The sequence below is a fragment of the Algoriphagus sp. genome (assembly GCF_039969895.1).
Classification (GTDB): domain Bacteria; phylum Bacteroidota; class Bacteroidia; order Cytophagales; family Cyclobacteriaceae; genus Algoriphagus.
Genome location: NZ_JBDVMZ010000014.1, coordinates 378,905 through 398,140, shown reverse-complemented (window position 1 = coordinate 398,140; position 19,236 = coordinate 378,905). Strand labels below are relative to the sequence as shown.

General features: G+C 42.1%; 20 protein-coding genes. 16 read left to right on the top strand and 4 right to left on the bottom strand.

Annotated elements, in window-relative coordinates; translation table 11 throughout:
* Positions 1 to 35 precede the first annotated feature (35 nt).
* From ABJH64_RS13015 to ABJH64_RS12990, 6 genes are all read left to right on the top strand, one after another.
* Positions 36 to 1,613, top strand: coding sequence for an ATP-binding protein (locus ABJH64_RS13015; RefSeq protein WP_348273947.1), 1,578 nt, complete (start codon positions 36 to 38; stop codon positions 1,611 to 1,613).
* Positions 1,610 to 1,993, top strand: coding sequence for a response regulator (locus ABJH64_RS13010; protein WP_348273948.1), 384 nt, complete (start codon positions 1,610 to 1,612; stop codon positions 1,991 to 1,993). The genes ABJH64_RS13015 and ABJH64_RS13010 overlap by 4 nt, the downstream gene beginning before the upstream one ends.
* Before the next feature lie 427 nt (positions 1,994 to 2,420).
* On the top strand, positions 2,421 to 2,684 hold the full coding sequence (locus tag ABJH64_RS13005) for a TIGR03643 family protein (RefSeq protein ID WP_348273949.1): 264 nt from the start codon (positions 2,421 to 2,423) through the stop codon (positions 2,682 to 2,684).
* Positions 2,684 to 3,781 carry an FAD-binding domain-containing protein gene (locus tag ABJH64_RS13000; protein ID WP_348273950.1) on the top strand — a complete coding sequence of 366 codons (1,098 nt, stop codon included), beginning with the start codon at positions 2,684 to 2,686 and terminating at the stop codon, positions 3,779 to 3,781. The genes ABJH64_RS13005 and ABJH64_RS13000 overlap by 1 nt, the downstream gene beginning before the upstream one ends.
* 32 nt (positions 3,782 to 3,813) lie before the next feature.
* The gene (locus tag ABJH64_RS12995; RefSeq protein WP_348273951.1) at positions 3,814 to 4,440 is read left to right on the top strand and encodes a flavin reductase; all 627 of its coding nucleotides are present in this window, start codon (positions 3,814 to 3,816) and stop codon (positions 4,438 to 4,440) included.
* Positions 4,440 to 4,595, top strand: a complete 156-nt coding sequence (locus ABJH64_RS12990) for a DUF2256 domain-containing protein (RefSeq protein ID WP_348273952.1) — start codon at positions 4,440 to 4,442, stop codon at positions 4,593 to 4,595. The genes ABJH64_RS12995 and ABJH64_RS12990 overlap by 1 nt, the downstream gene beginning before the upstream one ends.
* Before the next feature lie 347 nt (positions 4,596 to 4,942).
* Here the strand turns inward: ABJH64_RS12990 and ABJH64_RS12985 are convergent, their stop codons facing one another.
* Complete coding sequence (locus tag ABJH64_RS12985; RefSeq protein WP_348273953.1) at positions 4,943 to 5,638, bottom strand: VTT domain-containing protein; 696 nt, start codon at positions 5,636 to 5,638, stop codon at positions 4,943 to 4,945.
* 130 nt (positions 5,639 to 5,768) lie between these two features.
* Here ABJH64_RS12985 and ABJH64_RS12980 point away from each other — a divergent pair, with 130 nt between their 5' ends.
* Positions 5,769 to 6,914 (top strand): cystathionine gamma-synthase, encoded by a 1,146-nt coding sequence (locus ABJH64_RS12980; RefSeq protein WP_348273954.1) that lies wholly within the window; start codon positions 5,769 to 5,771, stop codon positions 6,912 to 6,914.
* A 168-nt stretch (positions 6,915 to 7,082) separates the two neighbouring features.
* Here the strand turns inward: ABJH64_RS12980 and ABJH64_RS12975 are convergent, their stop codons facing one another.
* Both ABJH64_RS12975 and ssb read right to left on the bottom strand, forming a co-directional pair.
* Positions 7,083 to 9,389: a GH92 family glycosyl hydrolase gene (locus ABJH64_RS12975; protein ID WP_348273955.1), complete on the bottom strand. Its 2,307-nt coding sequence runs from the start codon at positions 9,387 to 9,389 to the stop codon at positions 7,083 to 7,085.
* 163 nt (positions 9,390 to 9,552) lie between these two features.
* The gene (gene ssb / locus ABJH64_RS12970; RefSeq protein ID WP_348273956.1) at positions 9,553 to 9,924 is read right to left on the bottom strand and encodes a single-stranded DNA-binding protein; all 372 of its coding nucleotides are present in this window, start codon (positions 9,922 to 9,924) and stop codon (positions 9,553 to 9,555) included.
* A 462-nt stretch (positions 9,925 to 10,386) separates the two neighbouring features.
* On the opposite strand from ssb, the gene ABJH64_RS12965 reads away from it, so the two are divergent.
* The 9 genes from ABJH64_RS12965 to ABJH64_RS12925 all read left to right on the top strand — a co-directional run bounded on the left by ABJH64_RS12965 (position 10,387) and on the right by ABJH64_RS12925 (position 18,532).
* Positions 10,387 to 11,184 (top strand): SDR family NAD(P)-dependent oxidoreductase, encoded by a 798-nt coding sequence (locus tag ABJH64_RS12965; RefSeq protein ID WP_348273957.1) that lies wholly within the window; start codon positions 10,387 to 10,389, stop codon positions 11,182 to 11,184.
* An 85-nt stretch (positions 11,185 to 11,269) separates the two neighbouring features.
* Entirely contained in the window at positions 11,270 to 12,718 is a 1,449-nt protein-coding gene (locus ABJH64_RS12960; protein ID WP_348273958.1) for an MBOAT family O-acyltransferase, read from the top strand.
* A 3-nt stretch (positions 12,719 to 12,721) separates the two neighbouring features.
* Positions 12,722 to 13,768, top strand: coding sequence for a hypothetical protein (locus ABJH64_RS12955; RefSeq protein ID WP_348273959.1), 1,047 nt, complete (start codon positions 12,722 to 12,724; stop codon positions 13,766 to 13,768).
* Between the two features lie 97 nt (positions 13,769 to 13,865).
* Complete coding sequence (locus ABJH64_RS12950; RefSeq protein ID WP_348273960.1) at positions 13,866 to 14,693, top strand: metallophosphoesterase; 828 nt, start codon at positions 13,866 to 13,868, stop codon at positions 14,691 to 14,693.
* A gap of 175 nt (positions 14,694 to 14,868) precedes the next feature.
* Positions 14,869 to 15,348 carry a hypothetical protein gene (locus ABJH64_RS12945; protein WP_348273961.1) on the top strand — a complete coding sequence of 160 codons (480 nt, stop codon included), beginning with the start codon at positions 14,869 to 14,871 and terminating at the stop codon, positions 15,346 to 15,348.
* 103 nt (positions 15,349 to 15,451) lie between these two features.
* Positions 15,452 to 16,096, top strand: a complete 645-nt coding sequence (locus ABJH64_RS12940) for a hypothetical protein (RefSeq protein ID WP_348273962.1) — start codon at positions 15,452 to 15,454, stop codon at positions 16,094 to 16,096.
* A 422-nt stretch (positions 16,097 to 16,518) separates the two neighbouring features.
* Positions 16,519 to 17,112, top strand: a complete 594-nt coding sequence (locus ABJH64_RS12935; protein WP_348273963.1) for a hypothetical protein — start codon at positions 16,519 to 16,521, stop codon at positions 17,110 to 17,112.
* Between the two features lie 35 nt (positions 17,113 to 17,147).
* A complete protein-coding gene (locus ABJH64_RS12930; RefSeq protein ID WP_348273964.1) occupies positions 17,148 to 18,035 on the top strand; it encodes a zinc-dependent peptidase in 888 nt (295 codons plus the stop codon).
* A gap of 38 nt (positions 18,036 to 18,073) precedes the next feature.
* The gene (locus ABJH64_RS12925) at positions 18,074 to 18,532 is read left to right on the top strand and encodes a nuclear transport factor 2 family protein (RefSeq protein WP_348273965.1); all 459 of its coding nucleotides are present in this window, start codon (positions 18,074 to 18,076) and stop codon (positions 18,530 to 18,532) included.
* A gap of 185 nt (positions 18,533 to 18,717) precedes the next feature.
* Here the strand turns inward: ABJH64_RS12925 and ABJH64_RS12920 are convergent, their stop codons facing one another.
* The gene (locus tag ABJH64_RS12920) at positions 18,718 to 19,236 is read right to left on the bottom strand and encodes a hypothetical protein (RefSeq protein ID WP_348273966.1); all 519 of its coding nucleotides are present in this window, start codon (positions 19,234 to 19,236) and stop codon (positions 18,718 to 18,720) included.

The following is a 19,236-nucleotide window of genomic DNA, read 5'->3' as shown; positions in this document are numbered from 1 at the left end:
CTTACCTATCTGTAACTATATAAATAGAATCTCATATGATTTCTGATTTCTTTAATAAATTACTGGACAGCGAGTTCATGCCTCACGGGCACTGCTATTATTGGGATCCTATAATCGTGTGGGTCAATGCAATATCAGGAAGCTTAATCGCTTTAGCCTATTTGACGATTCCATTTACTTTGATCTATATCGTCAGGAAAAGAAATGATATCAAATTTTCATCTGTGGTTCTTTTGTTTGCACTCTTCATTCTTAGTTGCAGTGCTACTCATATCATGGATGTGATTAATATTTGGGAGCCCATGTATAGATTGGATTCCACTTTTAGGGTGATCACAGCGATAGCTTCAGTAGCCACAGCTTTTATGCTAATGAAGATTACTCCGCAGATCTTATCCATACCAAATGCTGATAATTATAAGAAACTGAATGAGGAATTAAAAGCACAAATCATCCGTCTTCAGGAAAAAGATATGATTATCAGCGAGCAGGTCCAACAGCTTCAGATTCAAAATGAGACATACAAGGTAGCTGAGGAGAATGCAAATTTTGGCAGCTACATGTGGGAGATGAATACCGGCCTTTTGGTTTATTCTGATAATTTATTTCGAATTTTTGGCTTTGAACCTCAGGAGTTTACCCCGACTTTTGAGCGATTTCAATCCTTAATTCATCCTGATGATTTAGAGCTAGTGAATGCTAATGCGGAGAAAACCATCCAAACAGGAAAGCTGGTAGAGGAACCTTACCGAATTATTAACAATAAGGGAGAAATAAGGCATCTTCGCTCGAGTGGCGGTTTTACAGGAGGTAAGGATAACCGTATGTTAATAGGTACAGTTCAGGATATTACCAAGGATTTGAAAGATGCAGAAATACTGAGGGCTAAAAATATTGAGCTTGAAAATGCAAATGCAGAATTAAACTCATTTACTTATATAGCAAGTCATGATTTGCAGGAGCCTCTGCGAAAAATCAAAGTATTTAGCAACCTTATCTTGGAGAGTGGAGAACTTTCAGATAGTACAAAGGGCTTTTTCAATAGAATAACCGATGCAAGTGAGCGAATGAGAAACCTGATTATATCGCTGCTTGATTTTTCTCGGGTCAATAAAACTGATTTGGTTTTTGAAGCTTGTGACTTGAATAAAATAGTTGAAGAATCAAAAATTGATCTCAATCTAAGCATAGAAAGTGAAAAGGTGATTATTGATTATGCAAACCTTCCCACTATCAATGGATTGCCGAGCCAGCTCAATCAGCTCTTTACGAATCTGCTGGATAATGCTATCAAATACAGTAGATCTGGGGTGACTCCTCATATCACAATCACGGCCACTATTGTTCAAAAAAGTGCCATAGATCATCCTGCGGCTACGCATAAAGCATATCATGTCATCAAAATAAGCGACAATGGAATCGGGTTTGACAATGAATATTCCTCTGTGATATTTGAAATTTTCCAGCGACTGCATAATAAGAATGATTATTCAGGTACAGGAATTGGCTTAGCAATCGTCAAGAAAATTGTAACTAATCATCAGGGATTTATTCTGGCTGAGGGTAATAAGAATTTAGGGTCTATATTTACAGTCTATATACCCACACTATGAAAAAGTTATTGCTGATAGATGACGATGAAGATGATCAATTTCTTTTTAAGATGGCGATTAAGTCTTTATTTCCGACGTTCAGCTGTGACGTTTCTCATGATGGTAGTCATGCACTAGCTCTTTTAAAAGAAGGTAAGGATCTTCCAGACCTGATTTTTGTTGATTTGAATATGCCTATCATGAATGGCTTTGATTTTCTGGTTCATATCAAAAAGGAGCAGCAGTTGAACAAAATACCAATTGGTGTATTTACTACTTCTATCAATGCTCGAGATCAGGAACGAACCATGCAACAAGGAGCTAGCTTTTTTTTGACAAAGCCTTCTGATTTTCAGGTGCTATGCGACAAATTACGCGATGTCATTCTGATGAATAGTTAATGAGCTGTTTAGCTTTTTATAAGGCTCTACTTAGGTGTGTTGTGCGGTAGCTATTGAGGTACATTAACCGCTTTTCTAAGAATAATTTTTTCGTTTGGATGAGTTTCTTAGAGTTGAGCATAGGCTTGGTCAGCAGAAAAACGTTGCTTTTCCCGTTTCATTTTATTCCACTCATTAAAGTTGCTTTTTTCCTGAAAGACTACAGACGCATTCTTTTGGATTGCCCGCTTGCAGAATGAAGTTAAAGTAAATTTTTTAAGCAGTTGGAGCCAGTAGTACGAACTGGATCAGATCTACTACAATTCAGCATTATTGGAAGCTTTTACTGCATCATCTCAAAACATTTTCCCTCAAATATTGCTTTCGAAGTAGAGAAAATTGCTGAAAACGCACCTTGAAGTTGTTAGCATAAAGCACAATACCACCAATGACCGATCGAGAAATAGATAGAATCATAGAAATGGCTTGGGAGGATAGAACCCCTTTTGAAGCTATAGAAACACAATTTGGCCTGAAAGAAGCAGAGGTGATCAAACTTATGAGACGTGAGCTGAAAGAGAGTAGCTTCAAAATGTGGAGAAAGCGCGTCAACAGCGGAGTAAGCCAAAAACATCTGAAGATGAGAAACCCAGATATCGAGCGATTCAAATGCTCCAGACAAAGAACTATCTCACTTAATAAAATTACCTAGTGCATCATTTTCCTACAGATATCTCCTCGATCAACAGCAGGATTCAAGCTATTGATCCTGTGAAGTATGCAGCTACTCGAAATTATAAAGATGGGGCTGTCACCCGTCTGAGTCCTTATATTTCCAGAGGCGTGATTTCTACCCGCCAGGTTTTTGAACACATCAAAACCTTAAAGTTGCCTTGGTATAAAGTTGAAAAGCTAGTTCAGGAATTGGCGTGGAGGGATTACTGGCAACAGGTATGGCTAGCAAAGGGCGAAGGGATCGAACAAGATTTAAAAAATCAGCAAGCTCCCATTGCTTCTCAGCAAATTCCCTTGGCAGTGATTAATGCAGAGACGGGAATACATGAAGTGGACGAGGCCATCAAGCAGCTTTATGAGACGGGGTACATGCATAATCACATGCGTATGTACATCGCGTCTATTTGTTGCAATATTGCCAATTCACATTGGTTGCAGCCTGCCAAATGGCTGTATGGCCATCTGCTCGATGGGGATTTGGCAAGTAATCACCTGAGTTGGCAGTGGGTTGCAGGTGCTTTTTCCAGCAAAAAGTATTACGCTAATCAATGGAATATCAATACCTATTTCAAGAGTGATCAGCAGGATACATTTCTCGACGTGTCGTATGAGGAGTTTCCTGACTTGGCGATTCCGGAGATATTACGCGAAACTCAGGCTTTCGACTTGGAGACTGTACTTCCTATGGCAGCTCCGTTGAGCGTGGATCCAAAGAAAAAGACCTTGGTTTATACTTATTATAACCTCGATCCATTCTGGCATTCAGGGGAGGAAGTGCAGCGTATTTTGCTCTTAGAGCCAACCTTTTTTCAGAAAAATCCAATCAGTCAGCAATGCCTCAAATTTGCGTTAGACCTGGCAAAAAATATAGCGGGAGTACAGCTTTTTGTGGGAGAATTCTCTGAATTAGCCAATCAGATCAACACCGAAGCCATTCACTTCAAAGAGCATCCCACTTCGGCTCATTTTCGTGGAACTGTCGAAGCTAGAGATTGGATCAGTGGGGTGAAGGGGTATTATCCATCTTTTTTCGCTTTCTGGAAAAAGTGTAAAAAAGAAATCAACTACGAGTAAACTACAGGATTATAACTCTCTAAAAGTGCAACATGCTACTGAACAAAAACGAAATTGAAAAGCTAGAGCAAAAATACAAGTTGAACCTAATCAACTCGATCTCTGGAGTGAAGCCTGCCAATCTGATCGGGAGCAGGTCCAAAAACGGAGAAGATAATGTCGCGATTTTTTCTTCAGTAGTGCATTTGGGTTCCAGTCCCGCACTGCTAGCATTTGTCATGAGGCCACAGACTGATATTCCCAGAGACACCTATCCGAACATACTGGAAACAGGGACTTACACCATCAATCATGTATCGGAAGCTTTTATCAAGCAAGCTCACTATACCTCCGCCAAACTCGAAAGGGGAGAATCGGAATTTGAGCGAATGAAGTTGGAGAAGGAATTTATAGGTGAGTTTCCCGCACCTTTCGTGAAGAGTAGCGCCGTCAAGCTAGGGATGAGACATCAGGAAAGTATTCCCTTGCCCAATGGTTGCATACTCGTCATAGGCTCCGTGGAAATGATTTCATGTCCAGATCAAGTGGTCAATGAGCTAGGACAGCTGGACTTGGAAAGCTACGCTGGAGTCGGTATTTCCGGATTGAATACCTATTATAGGCTTACCAAATTGGACACATTTCCCTATGTCCGAGAAGACCAAATTCCAGAATTCTAATGAAAAAATCTGATCTGCCTACCAAGATTTGTATAGTCTGTAAGAGGCCATATGCTTGGCGTAAAAAATGGGAAAAAAACTGGGAAGAGGTGAAGTATTGTAGCGAAAGGTGTAAAAGGAATAAAGGGACCTCTCTATATACAGCTTTAAACTGATTTTATGAGGGTTCACAACTAGTTCATCTTTGAGAATTGCACATCGAAAATTGTCTAATATGATTGTCCGCTTTTCTACCAGTAAGGTGGAATAAGCAAGCTAGCAACTGTTAAACTTAAGAATTGAGGCCGTTTCGGTCATCGGTCTTCCAACCAGATAAGCAAGGAATATAAGGTGACTGGCATTATTGCGGATAATCCTATTGTCTAAAATGTTTTGCCGCTCTGCCCAGCAAACAGAATTTCAGGGTATGGATTTCTCATGAAAAAGCCACTTCAGTCACCAGTCTTCAAATCAACTAAGCAAAGAATTTAAGCTGACTGACATCCCTGCTGATAATCAGCGATCATTTTTCCTTTTTCCTCAGATAATTATAAATCCCGCCCACACCAATAATCAACAGTACAACTCCAATTGCCCATTGCAGGGGGCTGTTCATGGATTCTTTAGCTGAGAGAAAAGAGCTTGCCAGTACTCCCGCCGAGAAAGCGATTACTGTACGCGTGAGCATTCCTGGAATACCAAAGACAAGTACTTTCCAGAGTTTGATGTTCATGGAAGCAAAGAGAAAATTGGAAACTGCGAAAGGAACTATAGGGGAGATCCTCACAAAGAAGATTAGCGAGCCCTCTTTTTCCTTACGGGTCTCGATCTCCTTCTTGAACTTAGGGTTTCTTTTGTAAAGTAATTTAGTGAAACCCAGATTGGTGATTTTCCCCAAAGTAAAACCCAACACCGAAGCTAGGGAATACCCCACAATAAGGAACGGTAGAGACCACCAACCAAAATAAAACCCGGAAGCCAAAGCCACCAAGGTGGTGGGAAGCAGCGCCAAACCCATCAATAAGGCACCAATTGCAGTGTAGAGGAAATAGTCCCACGCTGACTGCAGGATAACATGCTCTAAGAGATCATAGTTAGTAGCAAGTGCAGCACTACCTATTATGGGCATGGTCACCACCCATAGCCATGCAAAAATCCCCACAGGATGACTGGCGAAGTAGGTTTGGATAGTTTTGAATATCCTGCCCTTTTTTGTCATATTTGATTTATCATCCATTAGTTCGCTGGGAAAGCTTGCAAGTTTAACATGCACAGCCTTAATATCACCCCTGAAATCTTAAAAGGTTTTCTATTTCCCCCAGAACCAAAATAATTTAAAATAAGCACGAATGAAATTTGGAACAAAAGCAATTCATGCCGGGATCGAGCCCGATCCTGTGACAGGTGCGATTATGACCCCGATTTACCAGACTTCCACCTACGTCCAAAAATCTCTGGGTGAGCATCCAGTCTATGCCTATGCTCGCTCTCAAAATCCTACCCGCACTGCACTTCAGGACAATTTGGCCGCATTGGAAAATGGCAAACATGGCATTTGTTTTTCCTCTGGCGTGGCAGCGATAGATGCAGTGGTGAAGTTGCTTAATCCCGGTGATGAGATCATCAGTACGAATGACTTGTATGGGGGAACTTACCGACTTTTTACCCAAGTATATGAGCGATATGGGATCAAGTTCAAATTTGTGCCTATGTCAGAGGCGGAAAATATTGCGGCGCATATCACCGAAAAAACAAAAATGATCTGGGTGGAAACCCCCACCAATCCAATGATGAACATCATCGATATCGCAGCAGTAGCTAAATTGACCGCTGGTTACCAGCTGATCCTCGCGGTAGATAATACGTTTGCTTCGCCGTATTTGCAGAATCCATTGGACCTCGGAGCTGATATTGTGATGCATTCCGCTACCAAATACCTTGGAGGTCATTCGGATGTGGTAATGGGAGCATTGGTGGTGAACGATGATGAGCTGGCGCAAAAGCTTGGCTTTATACAAAATGCTTGCGGTGCTGTACCTGGGCCTCAGGACTGTTTTTTGGTGTTGAGAGGGATCAAAACCCTACATCTTAGGATGGAGCGCCATAGTCAAAATGGTAAGACCATCGCTGCCTATCTCAAAAATCACCCTAAGGTAGCAAAGGTCTATTGGCCAGGCTTCGAGGATCATCCGAATCATGCGATTGCCAGAAAGCAAATGCGAGATTTTGGAGGAATGATATCTTTTTCTTTGGTGGGAAATAGGCAGGCTGACGCCAAAAAAGTGATGGAGAGCTTTCAGATTTTTGCACTTGCCGAATCCTTAGGAGGAGTGGAATCACTCTGTGGACATCCAGCCACTATGACCCATGCGAGCATTCCGAAGGAAGATAGGGAGAAAGTAGGTTTGGTGGACTCTTTGATTCGCCTGAGCGTGGGAGTAGAGGATGCAGAGGATTTGAAGAATGATTTGGCGCAGGCATTGGGTAAGGTTTAAGGGGGAGGACCGCTGAATGCAGCTGCTTTTTGGTAAGGCCATCCAGATAATTTTAGCATATTGGGGCGAGATATTTTTCGCCCCATTTCCAATTCAAGTAGTCCAGCTGTTGCCAAATCGGCTTCGGGAGTTTTTTTAAACCACGTAGGGATATAGAAGTCAGAGTGGTCAAGGCTTTTCACTCATTTCTAATCTCAACTCTCCACCACCTGTAATCTGTGAATGGGACAGTTCCAGGTTGCCTAAGTTTTGATTTTTCCAGGTCGCTGATTTCACATAGACACTTGTCGGGCTATTTCCCTCGGTTTTGATGATGAATTCCTTTCCAGGATAATAGTAGGGATTCAAGGAAATAGTGATTTTGTCAAAAATTGGGCTGCTGATTTCATAAGCTGGATCGATTTCCGTGCCGCCGTTCATTTGGAACAAACCAATCTTCATCAACACCGCCAAGCTTCCCATCAATCCTTGATCTTCATCCCCATTGTAGCCATTTTCTGGACTGAGATCAGAATAAACACTTTTTATCACCGCGCGGGACCAGTATTGGGTCAGATCCGGACGTCCCAACTTATGGAAAACAAAAGCGGTCTGGATAGAAGGCTGGTTGCCATAATTGACTGGAATTCTGCGGTATTCGGGATGGGTTTCCTGAGAGTGAGAAGTGCCAGAGGTGAAGCCAAGTTTTGAAGCCTCTTCAAATGAAGCGTTCAATTTTGCCACTGCCTTCTCTCTGCCACCCATGAGTTCTGCCAGGCCTTCCAGATCATGTGGTACAAACCAGGTGTTTTGACTTGCGTTTGCCTCATTGAATCCAGCGCCATATTCATAGGCATCGAAGGGGGTTTTCCATTCTCCATTTACAGTTTTAGGACGCATCCAGCCTGTTTCTGTATCAAAGGTGTTTTTGTAGTAGGTCGAACGAGTGAGAAACTCCTGTGCTGTTGGCTCATCGCCTAAGGCTTTTGCCAGTTGCGCGAGTGTCCAATCCTGATAGGCATAATCCATCGTCAAACTTGGCCCACCCTGATGAAAACCGAAGCGCTGACCTTCTGGATTTGGCCAAGGAACATAGCCATTTTCGAGGTAGTAGGATAAACCGCCTCCTTTGGAAGTTCTGTGCTCGTAGCCTGCTTTTTCCATGATTCCGCCTGGCCTGTGATTTTTTTTCAAACCCTCATAAGCCAGCTGCACGTCAAACCCACGAATTCCTTTTTGGTACGCACTTACGATAAAAGGCGTACTCGACGCGCCCGTCATCACATAAGTGTAATTTCCACCGGAAGGTCCTCTCGGGATCAGACCCCCATCTACATAGTAGCGCAACATAGAATTGACAAATTCCTCTGTGATCTCGGGATAGACCAGGTGCCAAAGGGTATTGATCGTCCACTGAGCGCCCCAAAAAGAATCAGAATTGAAATGCCTAAACTTGGGTTTGCCAGCATTATCGAGAGGGATTTGCTTTGCCACAAGTGTTCCGCTAGTCATATCGGCGTATTTGCCATTGACGTCTGAGATTGTTCTTCTGCCTTGTAGCGCATGGAACAAATCGGTATAAAAACGTCTATGTGCTTTCTCAGTAGCCCCTTCTACCTGTATTCTGCCGAGGTAGCTGTTCCATTCCTCGAAGGACTCCGATTGAATTTGGTTGAAATCCCAATGCGCCAATTCTGTTTTCAGATTAAGCATAGCTTGCTCTGCACTCACGTATGAGATTCCCACTTTCATTAGTAGCTCCTCTTGAGAATCGTCAAAAGTCAGTAGAGCACCAGAGTTTTTGCCTTTGATTTCGGAAAGGGTAGCATTAACTCCGGCTTCCGACCAGCCTTCAATTCCTGTGATTGATCTATTGAGTTTGATTGCATAAAACACCTGAGTGTCAAAAGGACGTCTAATCGTTTTGCTATTGATTAGGTATCCTTGTAGCGTGTTTTTGTCTAATTGGATGATTTCTCCATCGGTGATTTCAGAGGGGCCCAGCATTCCTCCCAATCGGATCATGACTTGCTGAGCTCCATTTTTTGGAAAAGTATAGCGGTGAAAACCCACCCGCATCGTGGAGGTGAGTTCTACTTTGATGTCATACCTATCCAGCATCAACTTGTGATACCCTGGCTGAACTATTTCTGAATCATGGGAAAAAGGCGAGCCGAAATCTGTGTTTGTCTCCAAGTCAATTCCAGAAACTGGAAGAACGGAAAGTGCCGAAAGTTGCCAAGCATGTACGTGGCTGAGACCTTTGATGGAGTCGCTTTCATACCTGTACCCAGATCCCCAAGCTCCTCCAGTATCGGTGTCAGGGCTGAGGTTCACCATTCCGAATGGTCTGGTGGCCGAGTTGAAAAAGAACCAACGGGAGTTTTTACTATCCACGTGGGGATTCACCAAGTCCGCGGGGGATTTTTTTGTTTGGGCAAAGACGAAAAGTGAAACCTGTAAAAGTACTAGCGTAAGAAAGAGTTGGCGGTTCATATTGAGGGTTTGTGGTATGGAATCTTTAAGTACGTTTCAAAAAACCGGAAAACAAACCTACAGTATTGGGTATTTACGCAAAGGATTTCTGAGGTATAAAAAGAAAAAAGGTTGGCAACTTTAACGCTCCCAACCTTCTTAGTATTTAAGATCTATGGATTCCTTAAAAAGGAAGATCGGCTTCCTCTTTCATCTTGGCAGTTTTCTCACCCATGAGAAGGATTTCGTTGACTACTATCTCGGTGATGAAGCGCTTCACGCCATCCTTATCGGTATAATCCCGATTGCTGATTTTGCCTTCGACGGCGATCTCAGATCCTTTGTCTGTGTATTTGTCTAGGATCTCTGCGTTCTTGCCCCAGATGACGAGCCTGTGCCAGGTAGTTTCGGTGATACGCTCACCCTTTTGGTTTTTGTAAACTTCGTTGGTCGCGAGGTTGACGTTGCCTACGACCTTGCCACTTTCTAGGGTTTTCAATTCTACTTTAGCTCCTAGGTGACCGATTAGCTGTACTTTGTTTCTTAGCGCATTCATGATGTTAGTTGTTTTGGTTAGAAAATTTGTTTGATGTTTCGCCAGAGGTAAAACTTATGATCCAAAGTTGGGAAATCGTTCTGCGCTAAGTCGGTAGCTAGTCGTTTGTATTCGATAGTATTCGTTTGCTGTCGGATAAAGTTGGTTTAAGTCGAATCGAGGCTGATTAAGTAATTGAAAAAGTTTAGTAGGTTTAGAGGGAAGAGAGGGAGTTGCTTGTAGCGATTAGTGGAATTTCAAATTAAACACGCGCAATATGTTACCTTATATAAACTTGACGGTCAGAAAATAGTAGAGCTTAGAAAGCACCAACCCAAAAGCGGGAGTTCTTCTTGGCTTTAAAATTTTTATCTCCATCAAAATTTAAGGGTGGTCAACAGGTATTTGATTCGAATTCAGTAAGTTGCTTAACCACAAATTTTTACCCTTTTTAAAATTAATTCAGTCTAACTCATTTTTTCCATGAAAAACTTAAAGCAAAACGTTGTTTGGATAACAGGCGCTTCGTCTGGTATTGGCAAAGCTATGGCCTTGGAATGGGCATGCTTGGGGTATAAAGTGGTGCTTTCTGCCAGGCGTCAGGAATTGCTGGAAGAGATAGCTCTTGAGATAAGAAAGTCGGGTGGAGAAGCTTTGGTTATTCCAGTTGATATTCTAGAAGAAAAATCTATTGAAGAGGCTGTTCAGCAACTTATAAGCACATGGGGTCGTCTTGATATTGCTGTGGCAAATGCCGGATTTGGCGTTTTTGGAAGTATGGAAACCTTGACAGCGAAAGATTGGAGCAGGCAAATGCAAGGAAATGTGACCGGTTTAGCCTTGACTGTAAAATACGCCCTGCCACATTTGAAGCAAACGCAAGGTAGAATTGGTTTAGTTGGCAGTGTAGCAGCTTTTATTCCCAACCCACATGTAGGAGCCTATGGCGCTTCGAAAGCCGCCGTTCATTCGATAGGATTGACACTGCAAGTTGAGCTGAAAGGTACTGGTGTGAGTTGCACCACCATACATCCGGGGTTTGTAGTTTCGGAGATTGCCAGAGTTGATAATGAAGGCCTATGGCATCCAAACCGTCCAGATCCACGACCGGCAAATCTGATGTGGCCTACCGATAAAGCTGCGAAAGTGATGGTGAAGGCTATAATGAAGCGAAAAAGAACGTATGTTTTTACCGCCCATGGCAAAGTTTTACTTTGGATGCAGCGTTGGTTTCCTAGTTTGGTGAGAACAATATCCTCAAAAGGGCCAAAGCCAGAATAGTCAGAACTTGCGGAGAATTCCTTAAACTTGTTTCTTGAAATCAAAAGAAATTAACCTCCCCATTTCCCTTCATTCTAAGTACTAAATGCTTTTTAATTCCATAGACTTTGCCGTTTTCTTACCGATAGTTTTTGTTCTCTATTGGTTTGTGGTAAACAGAAACCTGCAACTGCAGAATTTTTTAATCGTCGCTGCAAGTTTGATTTTTTATGGCTGGTGGGATTGGAGGTTTCTATCACTGATCTTGTTCAGTGCGGTGGTAGATTATTTGATTGGTAGAAAACTCAGCGCAGAGGAAAGTCCGACCACACGAAAGATTTTGCTTTGGGTAAGTATTTTGGTGAACCTTGGTTTCCTTGGTTTTTTCAAATACTACAATTTCTTCCTCGATAATTTTATGGGAGCTTTTTCATTTTTTGGGTATGCTATTCAAGCGAATTCTCTCAACATCATCCTTCCCGTTGGAATCAGTTTTTACACGTTCCAAACCTTAAGCTACACGATAGATGTGTACCGAAAAAAGTTAACTCCTACAAAGGATTTCATTGCATTTCTGGCTTTCGTGAGTTTCTTTCCACAATTGGTGGCAGGGCCCATCGAAAGAGCGACGAATCTCTTACCTCAGTTTTTCAAAGAGCGGAAATTTGATTATCTGAAAGCAGTGGATGGCATGCGCCAAATACTCTGGGGTTTGTTCAAGAAGATCGTCATAGCGGACAATTGCGCAGAGTTTGCCAATTTGATCTTCAATAATTCTGATGATTACAGAGGTAGTACACTGGTTATTGGAGCGATATTTTTCACTTTTCAGATCTATGGTGACTTCTCCGGGTACTCAGATATTGCGATTGGGACTTCCCGTTTATTTGGGTTTGATTTGAAGCAGAACTTTGCTTTCCCATACTTCTCCAGAGATATGGCAGAATTTTGGCGACGCTGGCATATTTCACTGTCCACATGGTTTAGAGATTACGTCTATATTCCTCTCGGAGGAAGTCATGGTGGTACCTGGATGAAAGTTCGAAATACCTTTATTATTTTCATTGTGAGTGGGTTTTGGCATGGAGCCAATTGGACTTTTATAGTCTGGGGCGCACTGAATGCTGTTTATTTTCTGCCTCTTTTGCTAAGGAATAAAAACAGGAATAACCTGGATGAAATAGCGCAGGGGAGGTTTTTTCCCAGCCTTAAGGAAATCTCTTCCATACTTCTCACCTTTGGGTTAACCGTTTTTGCCTGGATATTTTTCAGGGCTAATTCTATGGGACATGCGGTAAGTTATATCGCTGAGATTTTCTCCGGCAGTTTGTTCACTGTTCCGGATTTTGAAGGAAGTGGACGCGCATTTAGGTTATTTATTCTGGTGATTTTATTCATGTTGGTCGAGTGGAGGGGGCGTGAAGATCAGTATGCTATCGAAACATTGGGTTTGCAATGGAAGCGACCTATACGTCGAGCGCTATATTTCGGCATCATAATTCTCCTCTTTTGGTTTGGACAGAATGAGCAGCAGTTTATTTACTTTCAATTTTGAGTGATGAAGAAGTTTATAACAACTACATGTGTTTTTGTCCTTCCATTTTTCGGGTTATATCTATTCAATGTGATCAACTATAGCCAAAGAGGAGCGGAGGGAGATCTGGCTCGAATGGGGTATTTCTATACCAATCCCTCGCCGAGGAGTGTCATCGATAGTCTGTATGTTATTCCAAAGCAATACACGCTACTATCGGAGATCGGATTGTCCTCCAAGGAGAAATTTGATGTGATGACTATTGGAGATTCTTTTTCAGAACAGGGTAAATTAGGGTGGAAAAACTACCTAGCTGCTACGGGTACTTCTGTATTGCATGTGGATAGATTTATCTCTGGCAGCAATCCAATTCAGACCTTGGTTTCTTTGGTGAACTCTGGTTTTTTTGACCATATAAAACCCGAGTTTGTCGTAGTCCAGTCAATAGAGCGTGACTTTAATACTAGAGCAACTAGTCTTGACTTTGCTGCGAAGATGGATTTGAATGCGTTGACAGAGAAAATAGAGAAGCATAAGAGTTCATCGCCTAACTATGACCTCCAGTTTTTTTCTGACGCTACGCTCAAAATGCCGCTGAATAATTTTCAGTTTTCCTACACAGACAAACCCATTTTCTCTAATACCCATCAGGTCAAAACGACAAGAAGGGATCTGTTTTCAAATTCGCCAGACCAACTTCTATTTTACAAACATGATCTACAGAAAATGGGAGCAAAAAATGATTCTCTGAAAACCCTGTCTAGTATCGACGCCATTGGCCAATTAAGCGAGATGCTTGCGCAACTAGATGTTGAATTAATTGTGTTGGTCAGTCCGGATAAGTTTGATCTGTATTACCCTTTCGTAGCAGATCAATCCAAGTTTGAGACCCCGACCTTTTTCGCTACCTACGAAGGAGCAGATAAGGCTTACGTCAATGTGGACACCTACCGGATCTTCTCCGAAAAAATGGGTGAACAAAAAGATATTTACTACTATGACGATACGCACTGGTCGCCTGTAGGAGGGAAGATCGTGGTGAATGAAGTTTTGAGATTGATGAATCAGTGAATTGTGTCATCTCTGATTTCAAAGAGTAGTAGGGTTAAACCTGAGTTTATCAGTATTTTCACTTCCAACATAAACCTCCTCCCAACCCCTTTTCCCCATGAACAGACGTCCTTTTCTTAAAAATCTAACCCTGCTAGGAAGCGGATTGGTGGCATTTCCTGTTGCAGGTTTCTCTAGCTCACTAAGCAAAGTTGAGTACGAAACAGCCTTTCAGCCTGTATTCAAGTTCATTACGGCTTCTGATGGGCATTTTGGCCAGCCGGAAACAGATTATATAACTTCCCATCAAAATCTGATCGAAGCCATCAAGCGCGAGTCTGATGTGGACCTGGTGGTATTCAACGGAGATCTCATTCACGATGACCCTTTGTTGATGCCTGAGGTGAAGAAAGTCTATGACCGGTTGCTCCCCTTGCCGTATTATGTGGTAAAGGGAAATCACGATAGAGTATCTGAGGACAAATGGCTTGAGATCTGGGGACAAGCTTCCAATACATTTTTTACCGTCAAAGATCAATTCGGTATGATACTTCTCAATTCCTCCAATGAGGCAGGCGATTACCTCTGTGTGGATCAGGATTTTTTGCGATCAGCGTTGGAAGAAATGCAAACACTGGAGCAGGTGTTTGTTTTTATTCATATTTCTCAGCGAGATTGGACTAGGCATGGGATAGATTGTCAGGAAGTACTGGATCTCATTGCACGCTATACGAATGTGAAAGCTACTTTTCACGGGCATGATCATGACGTAGATGGCCTGATGTGGAATCAGAAAAAGCCATACTTCTGGTCAGGGCATTTCGGAGGAAGTTGGGGCAATCCATTTCCAAGTTACCGCGTCTGTGAAGTGGATGAGCAAGGCAAAACCAGAACGGCTTTGAAACGGGTTTCTGATGGAGAAATGCTGAATGCGCATTCCATTTAATCCGTAGGTACGATTCAAGATTTCTTTCAAAGCTTTAATTGGATGAGTAAAATTTGAGCTAGTGGAGGATTTTTTTTGTTCCAAAAAAATTAGTTTTTTAAAGGTTTATAGTAGATTTAGAGAGGGTGTGGAATATCGAGAGGCGGAGATGAATTAGAACCTTAAATGAAAAACTATGATCTGGTTTAACCTACAAGAACTTGAACGAAAAATCATCGAAGATAAACTCTCAGAGCAGGATGGATTTGAGTACTTCTTGGCCTTCTCTATCATGGGAGCTCTTTCGATGTATATCAACACTTCCTATAGTTTATTAACAGTCTTGGAAGTGGCGATCGTAGTTGGGATCACGATCTGGGGATCTTACTTGATATTTAAGACAAATTCAGAAGGAGATAGAAAGGACTTTTTCAAAAGGTATTTTGCGCTGGCTTGGGTTATTTCTTTCAGGTTATTCATTTTCACAATGATTGCGACGTTCTTCATATCCATACTATTACTCACGTTTGGTTCTAAAGGCGGTGGTGTGAATAGCTATGTGACGGACATTTTTATGATGATTATTGTGTCACTCTTTGGGTTGGTTTACTACCTCTTGCTCAATAATTCATTCAGGAAAGTCTCTTCACGATCTGTTCAACAGCCGATTGCATGAGTTGAGTGCAGTTTGAATGCGTCAGCTGAAGCGAATGGGGGGGTACTGTTCAAGAAAGTTATGTGTCGATCGAATGAGAATTTTTAAAGCAGCATAGTTACCAATGAATCAAAAAACTGAAAAAATAGCTGCTAAGGTTTTTAACATAGCACTAGCTTCTGCTTTTCTGTCCTTGGCTATTTTATTGGTTGTGATCAGGATAGATTACTCCAACATCGCGATTTGGGGTTTTTATATTATCCTCTTTGCCAATTTTGTATTTCTACCTGTACTTTTCATCGCGCTGATTGTATTGGTAATTTTCAACTTCAGATCTTATGGCTTTCTTCGCGGAGCAGAGAAGTCGTCTTTACGAATTCTAACTGTGCTAGTAGCTGCTTTCATGCTTTATCTGGGTTTTGAGATAGTCAGAAGTACGAGCGAAGGACTGAAAGTTGTGTTTAAAAATCATACCTCTAAGCCTATTAAGAATATTGACCTTTATGGGCGGGGAAGTATCACTGAGCTAGCTGTTCTGGCTCCATACGCGGAGGCCGCATTGGTATTTCGAGGAATAGCCATTAGGCATAATCTCGAAAATGACTATGAAAATGAAGTAAGCCTTGTGTATTATATGGACGACACCTTTTATAACTATCCGGTTTTTGAAGGTCCAGGTAGGTATATAGGGATAAGTGGACCTTTTCAGATTGATTTTTTTGGGCCGGACTCTGTGCGGTTTTCTTATTTGAAAGATGAAAATCTTTAATATGATTATCCGCAATCTTGCCAGTCACCTTAAATTCCTTGCTTATCTGGTTGGAAGACCGATGACCGAAGTGGCCTCAATTCTTAAGTTTAACACTTGCTACATTGCTTATTCCACCTTACTGGTAGAATAGCGGATAATCATAATCTTTAAATAGCTTCTATGATTATACGCAATCTTGCCAGCAACCAAATTTCCCTTGCCCAACCGCACAGAAGTCCGAAGAGCGGTGAGCGAACTGGTCTCAAAGTCGATTTACTCTATAGCTTAAATTCTGATAAAAGATTTGTTGGTTCCCCACTTGAATTGCCTCGCCTAATTAGTTAAAGAATAAACCTAACATGAATAGAGGTTGCCACTTGTCAAACATGAACTACAATCCAATGGGGAAAAATCTATCTTACATCAAAAACCTGTAAATCATGTGGTGGCAATATCTCTTAGTTTTTCTCGGTGCGCTATTATTTGACATCGTACCATTTCCCTTTCCGCCGGCTTTTACGATCATGGTTTTTTTGCAGATCGTATTTAAGCTAAATGAGTGGTGGGTCATCATCATCGGCGTAGCCGGTTCCGTGCTGGGTAGGTACATCCTGCTGCTCTATGCTCCTGTTCTTGCAGATAAGTACCTGAAAGAATCCAAAAATAATGACATCCAGATTCTGGGTGAAAAAATGAAAAAAAACAAATGGGCTGGACAGTTGATCGTGCTTTCTTATTCTCTACTTCCCCTTCCCACTACGCCCCTGTTTTTGGGCGCGGGGATTTCCAAACTCAACCCTATTTACATTATCCCTGCCTTTCTTGTTGGTAAATTCACCAGTGACACCCTTGCTATTTTTGCTGGGGCCTATGCTGTAACTAATGCCCAAAGTATTCTCGAGAATGCACTTTCTTGGCAATCTATTCTTAGTCTCCTTCTGGGATTGTTCTTGCTTTTCTGCCTGTTCTTTGTGGACTGGAGAACCCTAATTCTTCACAGAAAGCTGATAATTAACTATAGGATTTTAAAGTAAAATCTCCCTCACTCTCCATTCTAACTCACATTCCTTTGATCATCAACATCCTAGTTGGTTTATTCATAGCCCTTATTCTGTATTTACTTTTTCGTCCAAAAGGAATCAAAAGTGGGCTCCAAGTCCCAGCCCTTTTTCCAGAAAAGTGGAGATTGTACTTACTTCAGGAGGTGAATTTCTACGCTTCTCTAAGCGAAGAGGATAAAGCAGTTTTTGAAGAAGGGATTCTGCGATTTCTGGAGCGCGTGCGGATCACGGGAGTGAAAACGACTGTGGATGAGGAAGATCGATTGTTGGTGGCGAGCAGTGCGGTGATACCTGTTATTGCTTTTCCAGAGTGGGAATATTCGAGTCTGCATGAGGTTCTTCTGTATCCAGATACGTTTGATGAGAAATATGATTTTCAAGATAAAGACCGAACTATCTCAGGGATGGTAGGTAGTGGAGGAGTGATGCACCATGTGGTGTTATTTTCCAAACCCGCCTTGCATCAGGGGTTTGACAATGCCAGTGGTAAGATGAACGTGGGGATTCATGAGTTTGTCCATTTGTTTGACAAGCAGGACGGGGAGATCGATGGAATTCCTCATGTGATCATGAAGAATCAGGCAGTGCTTCCTTGGCTGCATTTGATCTCTGAGAACACGAAGGAGATGATGGCTGGCGAGAGTGATATCAATGTCTATGGCGCTACGAATAAGCAGGAATTTTTGGCGGTGGCTAGCGAGTATTTTTTTCAGCGACCGCAGCTTTTCAAAGAAAAACATCCAGACTTGTACGCCGTGCTGTCTTCAGTATTTCAAAACGATTTGGCAGCAAGTCAATCTGGTGACAATACGCTGAAGCGAAGTATAGGGAGAAATGATCCCTGTCCCTGTAGAAGTGGGGAAAAGTTTAAGGATTGTTGTATGACGGATGATTGACTATTTTAGCGATAAGTAGTATGATTCCTTCCGAACCCATGAAAATAAATTTAATACTCCTCTTGTTCGTGATCAGCTTTAACAGCTTTTCGCAGGAAACAAATCAGCAGGAAATTGCCGCAGTTGAACATGTCGTCAATCGATTTTTCGAATCCTTAGAGAAACAGGATACCCTACTGCTTCAGGAGGTAGCTTTTATGGAAGGTCAGATCTGGACAGTAAACCATACCGTCAGTCCAGCCAGACGTCGCATGCGGTTTTTCAGGGACGATCTGAAATCCTTTACTTCCAAGAATTCTTACTTAGAAACTGCTAAATCTATGGAAGTGAAAATCCATAAGGAAATGGCCATGGCTTGGGTGCCGTATGAGTTCAGGATGAATGGAGACTTCTCTCACTGTGGAGTGGATGTGTTTACTTTGGTGAAGGCAGAGGGGAATTGGAAAATTATCAACCTGTCCTATACGATCGATAAAGAGGGCTGCACTAGCAAATGAGGTTAATCAATTCACTTAACAGAAACAACTTCTGATTTTTTTTCACCGCAAAGAAACCATGAAAGAAAAGTTTTCACACTTATCTCTACTTACACTAAATCTGGTATTCACTAGTTTCAAAAATAACGAGCATCGGTCATCCGACAATTTTCATCGCTCATCAGTCAGGCTTCACCAACCTTCTTCTACTCCTTCAGCTCATACCAATCAATCCCAGTAAGGGGCTTTCTACGGCCGTAAGATTCTTTAGGTCCATAATTCTCCGCCAGGTAATCGAGAATTAATGACTCATTTTCCCCCAAATCCCAAAGTCCCTGCGTCTCTTGCATCCATACGATTTTTTCGTGCCAAACCTCACGGCTAAAACCACTCTGCAAGATCAGCGCGCTGGAGTGGCAAGCAGTGCAATTTCCTTTCACGATTTCATATCCTTCGCTGGCAATAAGGCCAGAATCAGCATCTTTTCCATCGATCAGTTGAACGATGGAATCTGCAGACTCTTCTGTAGGCAGAGTACTAGCTTCAACTGAAGTATCTGAGTTCAGAAAGGCCGAAATCTCCGGCTGAAAAACTAGCAAAACTACCAGCCCCGCTAGCAGAACTACTATACCTATTAAGCCTGCTACGGATTTAACCAGCGTATTTAAAAGGGCAAACTTCTCTTTTTGAGCAGGAGAGGGATGATGTTTGGGTTGATTGCGCAT

Excerpts from the sequence above, each read along its gene's own strand:
- ABJH64_RS13015 (WP_348273947.1), top strand. The coding sequence starts at position 36 with ATGATTTCTGATTTCTTTAATAAATTACTGGACAGCGAGTTCATGCCT.
- ABJH64_RS13010 (WP_348273948.1), top strand. The coding sequence starts at position 1,610 with ATGAAAAAGTTATTGCTGATAGATGACGATGAAGATGATCAATTTCTT.
- ABJH64_RS13005 (WP_348273949.1), top strand. The coding sequence starts at position 2,421 with ATGACCGATCGAGAAATAGATAGAATCATAGAAATGGCTTGGGAGGAT.
- ABJH64_RS12995 (WP_348273951.1), top strand. The coding sequence starts at position 3,814 with ATGCTACTGAACAAAAACGAAATTGAAAAGCTAGAGCAAAAATACAAG.
- ABJH64_RS12990 (WP_348273952.1), top strand. The coding sequence starts at position 4,440 with ATGAAAAAATCTGATCTGCCTACCAAGATTTGTATAGTCTGTAAGAGG.
- ABJH64_RS12985 (WP_348273953.1), bottom strand. The coding sequence starts at position 5,638 with ATGACAAAAAAGGGCAGGATATTCAAAACTATCCAAACCTACTTCGCC.
- ABJH64_RS12980 (WP_348273954.1), top strand. The coding sequence starts at position 5,769 with ATGAAATTTGGAACAAAAGCAATTCATGCCGGGATCGAGCCCGATCCT.
- ABJH64_RS12975 (WP_348273955.1), bottom strand. The coding sequence starts at position 9,389 with ATGAACCGCCAACTCTTTCTTACGCTAGTACTTTTACAGGTTTCACTT.
- ssb (WP_348273956.1), bottom strand. The coding sequence starts at position 9,924 with ATGAATGCGCTAAGAAACAAAGTACAGCTAATCGGTCACCTAGGAGCT.
- ABJH64_RS12965 (WP_348273957.1), top strand. The coding sequence starts at position 10,387 with ATGAAAAACTTAAAGCAAAACGTTGTTTGGATAACAGGCGCTTCGTCT.
- ABJH64_RS12960 (WP_348273958.1), top strand. The coding sequence starts at position 11,270 with ATGCTTTTTAATTCCATAGACTTTGCCGTTTTCTTACCGATAGTTTTT.
- ABJH64_RS12955 (WP_348273959.1), top strand. The coding sequence starts at position 12,722 with ATGAAGAAGTTTATAACAACTACATGTGTTTTTGTCCTTCCATTTTTC.
- ABJH64_RS12950 (WP_348273960.1), top strand. The coding sequence starts at position 13,866 with ATGAACAGACGTCCTTTTCTTAAAAATCTAACCCTGCTAGGAAGCGGA.
- ABJH64_RS12945 (WP_348273961.1), top strand. The coding sequence starts at position 14,869 with ATGATCTGGTTTAACCTACAAGAACTTGAACGAAAAATCATCGAAGAT.
- ABJH64_RS12940 (WP_348273962.1), top strand. The coding sequence starts at position 15,452 with ATGAATCAAAAAACTGAAAAAATAGCTGCTAAGGTTTTTAACATAGCA.
- ABJH64_RS12935 (WP_348273963.1), top strand. The coding sequence starts at position 16,519 with ATGTGGTGGCAATATCTCTTAGTTTTTCTCGGTGCGCTATTATTTGAC.
- ABJH64_RS12925 (WP_348273965.1), top strand. The coding sequence starts at position 18,074 with ATGAAAATAAATTTAATACTCCTCTTGTTCGTGATCAGCTTTAACAGC.
- ABJH64_RS12920 (WP_348273966.1), bottom strand. The coding sequence starts at position 19,236 with ATGCGCAATCAACCCAAACATCATCCCTCTCCTGCTCAAAAAGAGAAG.